At 71.2% G+C, this 7,930-nt stretch carries 3 protein-coding genes and 1 pseudogene; 3 read left to right on the top strand and 1 reads right to left on the bottom strand.

Annotation, left to right across the window (positions count from 1 at the left end; all coding sequences use genetic code 11):
* Nucleotides 1-4,726: translocation/assembly module TamB domain-containing protein (locus tag D7W79_RS34995; RefSeq protein ID WP_244222140.1), on the top strand; the 4,726-nt coding region annotated here is incomplete at its 5' end.
* 37 nt (nt 4,727-4,763) lie between these two features.
* Here D7W79_RS34995 and D7W79_RS35000 read toward each other — a convergent pair.
* Nucleotides 4,764-5,813, bottom strand: coding sequence for a hypothetical protein (locus D7W79_RS35000; RefSeq protein ID WP_120529661.1), 1,050 nt, complete (start codon nt 5,811-5,813; stop codon nt 4,764-4,766).
* A gap of 134 nt (nt 5,814-5,947) precedes the next feature.
* Between D7W79_RS35000 and D7W79_RS35005 the strand changes: the two genes are divergently transcribed.
* Complete coding sequence (locus D7W79_RS35005; protein ID WP_244222141.1) at nt 5,948-7,258, top strand: hypothetical protein; 1,311 nt, start codon at nt 5,948-5,950, stop codon at nt 7,256-7,258.
* A 154-nt stretch (nt 7,259-7,412) separates the two neighbouring features.
* Nucleotides 7,413-7,930: pseudogene (locus D7W79_RS35010) on the top strand (hypothetical protein); the annotation flags it as partial.

The following is a 7,930-nucleotide window of genomic DNA, read 5'->3' on the forward strand; positions in this document are numbered from 1 at the left end:
CGCCCCCGCCGCCCCGCCCCACCGGCGCAAGCGCTGGGGACGGCGGATCCTCTGGGGCCTGCTGGGCTTGCTCGGCCTCATCGTCCTGCTGGTGGTGGGCGCGCTCGTGTACGCCACCAGCCCGGGCGGCTCCGCGCGCATCGCCCGCTTCGGCGTGGACCTGGCGAACAAGCAGCTCGCCGGCCGGCTGGAGCTGGGCGGGTTCGACCTGGACCTCAACGGCGCGGTCCTCACCGGCATCAAGATCTACACGCCCGAAGGGGACCTGGCGGCGGAGATCGCCCGCGTGGAGGCGCGGCTGAACCTGTCCCCGCTGCTGGGCCAGCAGGTGGACCTGACGAAGGTGCGCATCGAGACGCCCCGCCTGTACCTGGTGCAGGACGAGCGCGGCCTCAACCTGATGCGCGCGCTGGAGCCCCGGGAGCCCAAGCCGGAGGAGCCGCCCACCCAGAGCAAGAGCGCCCTGCGCATCAACCTCAAGGACTTCGAGCTCAGCCACGGCTACGTGGACTTCCAGCAGGAGCTGCCGGACGGCGGCGAGCGCCAGGTGCGCCTGGAGGAGTTCGGCGCGAAGGGCGAGGGCCACTACGCCCTGGCCGACATGGACTTCGCCGCGGACCTGCAGGCCACGGGCGGCCTCACCCGTCCGCTCACGGGCCCGGTGCGACTGGTGCTCAAGGGCCAGGGCAAGGACGTGGTGCGCCAGGTGGACGCGCAGTTGGCGCTGGCGGGCATCGAGGCGGACCTGGGCGCGAAGCAGTCCGGTGAGACGGCCGCGGCCGTGGAGCTGCGCCGCCTGCGGGTTCCGCCCGAGCCGGTGAAGGCCTTCGTGCCCGCGTACCCGCTGGTGGTGCCCATTGAAGCCAAGGGCACCGCGTCCATGGACGGAGACCTCGCGAAGGCCCGACTGGGCGCTTCCGCGGGCAAGGCCACGCTGGACCTCACGGGCGACGTGAACCTCAAGACGTACCGCACCACGGAGACCACCGTGAAGGCGCGCGGGGTCAACCTGGCGGAGCTGATGGAGGGGGGCATCCCCACCAACATCGCCGCGGACCTCGTCGCGCACGGCGGTGGCGACAGCGTGGACACGCTGGACGGCGACGTGGCCCTCACGGTGTCCCCGTCCGAGTACCGGGGCCAGTCGGTGGGCCCCATCGAGATGAAGGCCAGCGCCAAGGACGGCCGCTACAACGTGGCCAACCTGCGCGTGATGATGCCGGGCGCGGCGCTCATCGCGTCGGGCGAAGGCACGTCGAAGGCGCTGGAGGCGCGCGGCAGCCTGTCCGCGGGCGACCTGAAGCTCTTGTCGCAGGCGCTCAACAAGCTCTTGCCCGGCGGCACCGTGCCGCCCATGTCCGGCAGCGGTTCGCTGGAGCTGCTGGTGCAGGGGCCTCCGCGCTCGCCGGGCGTGAAGGCGGACGGCAACTTCGTCGCGCTGAACTACGGCGACATCGCCATCACGGACCTGACGCTCAAGGCGAGCGTGCCGGACGTCACCCGTCCGCTCACCACCGACGCCACCGTGCTGGTGAGCCAGCTGAAGACCGGGGGCAAGACCTTCCGCGACCTGTCCCTGGCGCTCACCACCGACGAGCACCGCGAATTGAAGGCGAGCGTGCGGGTGGAGGGCGACGCGCAGCTCGCGCTGGGCGTGGAGGGCACGGTGGACGCGGACAACGAGGGGCTGGCCATGCGCGCCTTCTCGCTGTCCTGGCCGGAGGCCACCTGGACGCTCCAGCAGCCCACGCACCTGGCCTTCGGGGGCGGGCGCATCGCGCTGGAGCCGCCGCTGGCGCTCGCGTCGGGGCCGCAGACGCTGAAGATCGCCGCGGTGAAGGACGGCGAGCGCGTGGACGCGCGCATCGACCTGGGCGCCTTTGACTTGTCCAAGCTGCCGCGCATCGCGGTGCCGGAGGACCTGGGCCTGGGCGGCACGCTGTCCGGCCACGTCGCGGCGAAGGGGCGCATGGCGCGGCCGGACGCAGACGTGGACCTCACCCTGGCGGACGGCAAGGCGCGTGGGTACCAGGGCCTGGGGCTCCAGGTGAAGGCGCAGTACGTGAAGGACCGCGCCACCGGCACGCTGGGCGCGGAGCTGAACGCGGCGCGCGTGTCCTCGAAGTTCGACGTGCCCGTGCAGGGCGTGCTGCGCCGGCGCAACGAGCCGCTGTCCCTGACGGTGCACCTGGAGAAGCTGGACGTCGCGGAGACGCTGAAGCTCGCGGCCCAGCCGCCTGGCCCCACCGGCCAGATTACCGGCATGCTGGCGGTGAGCGGCTCCGCGAAGGACCCGCGCCTGGACCTGACGGTGGTGGGCTCGGACCTGCGCTACCCCGGCCGGCCGGAGGCCCTCTTCGCGCAGGCGCTGGGCTTCGAGCTGCACGCGAACTCCGACGCGAACGACGCCACGCTGGGCGCCCGGCTGGACGTGAAGGGCATCGCGCCGCAGGCCTACGTCGCGCTGAAGACGCCCTTCACGCTGGGCGGCGTCATCGCGAAGCCGCCCACGCCCGCGCAGGCGCTGGAGGCGCCGCTGCACCTGGAGGCGCTGATCGCGGAGCTGCCGCTGAAGCTGCTCCAGGGCGCCGAGGGCGTGGACAAGCCGGACGGCACGGTGACGCTGAAGGCGGACGTGAACGGCTCCGCGCTCGCGCCGCTGGGCCGCGTGGAGATGCAGGCGAAGGGCGTCACCGCCAACGGCCTGCCGCCCCTCAACGGCACCGCGCTGGCGCTGGCGGGCAACGAGGACGTGAAGCTGACGCTGGACGTGCAGCGCCCCGACGGGCCGCTCGCCACGCTGGAGGCGCGCGTGCTGGCGCCGCTGGCCGCGCTCCAGGACCGCGAGGTCATCGCCCGCGTGCCCTTCCGCATGAAGGGGCGCGTGGGGCCCGTGCCCTTGAGTGAGCTTCCCGGCATGGCGGTGCGGCAGCCCGGACAGGGCAACCGCGGCCCGCAGGGCGTGCTGTCCATGGAGCTGGTCGCGCGCGGCACGCCGGAGGCCCCGGAGCTGGAGCTGAACGCGGGCATGCAGGGCCTGGGCGTCGCGCAGACGGCGCTGGGACAGGCGCGGCTGCACTACTCCTACTCGCAGGCCAAGTCCCTCTTCGACGCGATGCTCACCGCGCCCGGCGGCGGGTCGCTGCTGCTGGGCGGCACCATGGAGCTGGACCTGTCGCTGCCCGCGTTCCAGGCCGCGCAGGGGCCGGCGAAGAAGGTGGACCGGGCGCCGGTGGAGGTGTCGCTGCGCGCGCGCCGCTTCGACCCGACGTTCCTCTCCGGCATCTCCCCGTACGTGCGCTCGCTGGGCGGCCTCATGCAGGCGGACGCGAACCTGGGCGGCACCGTGGGCGCGCCCACCTTCAAGGGCGACCTGGAGTGGAAGAACGGCAAGCTGGGGCTGATGGGCTACGGCGAGTACAACGACATCCAGCTCGCGCTGAAAGCGTCGGAGAAGCGCATCGAGCTCAAGCAGCTCACCGCGAAGTCCGGCAACGGCTCGCTGGAGCTGACGGCGACCGCGAACCGCCAGGGCAAGGGCGGCGAGTTCATCCTGGAGGGCAAGGGCCACACCAAGAACCTGCCCATCGTGGTGGAGGACCAGCTGATGGCCCTGCTCACGCTGAACCTGTCCATGAAGGGCAGCCTCAGCGAACGGCTGGTGAACATCAGCGACCTGTCCATCCCGGAGGCGCACGTCGAGCTGCCGGAGGCCAAGCGCAAGGACCTGCAGCCGCTGGAGCGCCCCGTGGACGTGGTGATGGTCCGCAACGGCGTGCCCGTGGACAAGCGCAAGAAGAAGGAGCAGGCGCCCACGCAGGTGGCGACGTCGCAGAAGGCTCGGAACCCGCGCAACGCCCCGGACTCGCCCGGCATGCCCGGCAACCCGGAGCCCACCGTGGGCGGCAGCGGCGGCGCGGGCGGTCCCACGTCGCAGGCGGAGGCCGAGGCCCTGGCGGAGGACGGCGAGGAGGAGGAGGCGCCGCAGCGCCAGTTCTGGGTGAACATCAACGCGCCCCGCAACCTCTGGGTGCGCGGCACGGACCTCAACGTCCAGCTGGGCCTGTCCGAGGGCTTCCGCGTCGAGTACGCCAACGAGGCGCGCATGTTCGGCGAGGTGATGGTGCTGCTGGGCCGCGTGGACGTGCTGGGCCGCCGCTTCGACGTGCAGCGCGACAGCCAGGTGCGCTTCACCGGCCCGGTGATGATGCCGTACATCAACGTCACCGCCGAGCACCGCAACGACAACGCGAACGTCACCGTCTTCGTCACCGTGCGAGGCCAGGGCAAGGAGGTGACGCTGAAGACGACGAGCGACCCGGCCCTGCCGGAGTCCGAAATCTACACGCTGCTCGCCACCGGCCGCCGCACGCTGGAGCGCGGCTCCGGCGCGTCCATGAACGCGGGCGCGCAGGCCGCCTCGGTGGTGGGCTCGTTCGTCGCCAACGAGGCGCGCAAGGCCATTGCCGCGAAGCTGCCCCTGGACGTGCTCTCCATCGAGGCGGGTGAAGGCGGCATCGCCGGCACCAAGCTGGAGGTGGGCACGTACGTGACGGACAAAATCTACGTCGGCTACACCGGCCGCGTGGGCGCCAACCTCCAGAAGGGGGAGAACGCCAACGCCGTGCGCTTCCAGTACCTCTTCAGCCCGCGCTGGAGCCTGGAGGGCATGTACGGCGACGCGCGCTCCGGCGGCCTGGACCTCATCTGGTCCAAGGAATACTGACCGCCCGGACGCGCGTCCGGGCGGCGGTGCGTGACGGCTACAGCGCGTACGTCGCGTAGCAGGTGCCCATGGGCCCCACGCCCGTGGTGCCCGCGCCCGGCGCGTCCCGCCACACCCCTTCCGCGCCGCACTGCTGCCAGACGGTGCTGCTCACCTGCACGCAGGTGCGCGTGGGCACGCCCCGGCCCAGGCGCGTGGAGACGCAGTACGGGAAGGACACGTTGCAGTTGGACGGCTTCGCGGTGGTGCCGCCAATGAAGACGCCCTGTGAGCACTGGCGCCACAGCGCGTCCGACGAGCTCTGCACGCACGAGCCTTCCGGCACCGTGGCGTCCACCGTGCCGGAGTAGCAGCCCTCCGCGGTGGTGAGCGTCCACGGGTAGGCCGTCTTGTAGCGGTTGTAGATGGACGCCATCAGCGACGAGCCGCCCACCGTGGTGCGGCCGCACTGGATGGCGTACGCCCCCACCCAGGGCGTGTACGTGTAGAGCGCCGCGGTGGCGTTGTTCACCGGCGTCACCGTGCACGGGTCGGACGTGGACTTCGTCACGCCCGTCTTCCAGCCGGAGATGGTGGCGCGGCCCGCCTCCAGGTCGGTGAGGTAGCCGCGCATCTTCTTCGCGGCGCACTCCACCTGCTTGCCGAAGCCCACGTATTGCGCGTCACAGCCGCTGGTGTCCGGACAGCCGCAGCCCGTGGCCTTGCTCAGGTTCGTGGACGTGCCGCTCTGGATGAGGCTGGACTCGCCCTGGATGCGCGCCAGCATGTACAGCGGGCTGATGTTGGACGCGCGCGAGCGCTCCACGATGAGCGTCGCCGCCGTCTTGCCGTAGGCCGGGTCCGTGTAGCCCGCCAGGTACGAGCCCTGCTGCTGGAGGAAGGCCTGCACCTGCGCCGGAGTGATGCCCGTGCCGCCCGTGACGTCCGAGTCCTCCAGCAGGCGGTGCATGTCGTACTTCGTCGTCGCCTCCTGGAGCACCTGCCCGGTCAGCTCGTCGATGACCGGCTCGGAGGGAGTTTCATCCAGGGGACCGCAGCCGGCCGCCAGCAGCGCGGGCACCAGCAGCACACACAATCGGAGCTTCATCTCGCACACCTCGGGGGAAGGCCGGCTGTTCGCCGGTGGGGCGAGCGTGACTCAAGACTTCCTTGGAATGCGAGAACAACCGCTCAGGGGAGAGAGGCGTGGGGGCGCGGGGGCGGAGTAGGATTCTGGACATCATGCGGACCCCTGCCCTGTTTCGTCGGAAGTGTTGGCCGTTCCTCGCCGCGAGCCTGCTGGCCGTGGCGGGCTGTTCGGATTCGAGTTCGCCGGGTGACGAGCCTGGACCGGGCACGGATGGGCCCGGGGTGACGCCGGGTGATGGCTCGGAGTGCCTGGGCGCGAAGTTCCTCACCACGCTGGGCAAGAGCACGGTGCTGGTGGGCGCGCAGATGGAGGACGACACCGCGAAGGCGGCGCCCTTCGACGTGCGCTACCTCTACATCGCGGCGGGCGTGTTCGACTCGAAGGACGCGTGCCAGTCGTGCACGTCCGGGTGCACGTCCGCCGGCGCGTCGTGCGCCAACGGCGGCTGCAACTGGTGGGGCTGCTGGCAGGACGTCCAGCAGCCGCCCGGCGACTACGTGCGCGGCTTCATCAAGTCCGCGCAGGCGAACGGGCAGCTCCCCTTCATCACGTACTACGAGGCGTTCCAGGCCAGCGGCTACACGGAGGGCGAGGAGCAGCTGAAGGCGCTCAACGACTCGGCGTTCCTGGGGCGCTACCTCGCGGACTGGCGGTTCCTGCTCAAGCAGGTGGGCCAGGAGAAGGTGCTGCTGCAGATTGAGCCGGACATGTGGGCCTATCTCCAGTTCTTCCCCAACGACGGCCGGGCGCAGTCCACGCCGGTCGCGGTGAAGGCGGCGAACCCCACGGACTGCGGCACCCAGGAGAACAACGCCGCGGGCCTGGGCAGGTGCATGATCGCCATGGTGCGCAAGTACGCGCCCAACGCGAAGGTGGGCCTGCACGCGAGCACGTGGGCGACGAAGACGGACGTGTCCGGCAACACGGATGCGTCGTTCGACGTGGCGGGCGAGGCGAACAAGGTCGCGGACTTCCTCCTGTCCGTGGGCGCGGGCGACACGGACTTCGTCACGGTGGAGGCGTCCGACCGGGACGCGGGCTGGTACCAGGAGACGACGGGCAACGCGGTCTGGTGGGATCCGGAGAACCGCAAGCTGCCGCACTTCCACCAGGCCTTCACCTGGGCGAAGGCCGTGTCCACGCGGCTGAACAAGCCGCACATCTGGTGGCAGCTGCCGGTGGGCAACATGGCCCTGCCCAACAGCAAACAGAAGTGGCGCGACAACCGCGTGGACTACTTCCTCACCCACCCGGGCGAAGTGGCCGCCGCGGGCGGCGTGGGCATGCTCTTCGGCGCGGGCAACTACGAGCAGACCACGCCGGAGACGGATGGCGGCAACCTGGTCAAGCGCGTGAAGGCGTACAAGGACGCGGGCGGCCAGGCCGCGTGCGTGAAGCCCTGAGCCGCTGAAGCAGGTCCTGCGTCGTCGCTTCCCGGGTGCTGGCGTGCGCGATTTCCGCCAGCACTAGCTCAAACGAGTGACTGCCACTCCTCGCGTGCCTTCTCCAACTTGGGGCCCGTGATGGGCGGAGGTTGCGCCGTGCGAGGGGGAAGCGATGACCAGCGCTGAGTTCATGTCCGATGTGGAGTCCCTCGACGCCATGGACCCCTGGGAGGGCGCGGATGCCCTCCAGGAGTTGGAGGAGCTGGCGGACGAGTTCAGCGACCTGGAGGGCTTCGAGGCCGAGGGCTTCGAGGAAGACCCCTTCGAGGGCGAGGGCTTCGCGGACGACGGCTTCGAGGAGCTGTTCGCCGAGGCCGAGGCGGAGGACGCCTTCCTGGAGGAGGACGGCTTCGACGCGTTCGAGCAGGACCCGGCCAGCGGTCTGTACATGCCGACCACTGCCCAACGCCTCGTGTCCGGTCCCGCCGCGGTGGCGCTCGCGCGGACGCTCAACCCCTTCGTCCTGGAGTCGATGGACGCGGATGACGCGGAGGCGTTCCTCGGCCGCATCGCCCGGCGCGTGCGCAGTGCGGCACGCGGCGTCGCGCGGGGCGTGCGGCGGGTGGGCCAACTCGGGGGCGCGGCGCTGCGCCGCGCGGGGCCGCTGCTCGCTCGCGCACTGCCGGTGAT

The organism is Corallococcus exercitus, assembly GCF_003611585.1.
In the GTDB taxonomy this organism is placed as follows: Bacteria; Myxococcota; Myxococcia; order Myxococcales; family Myxococcaceae; genus Corallococcus; species Corallococcus exercitus.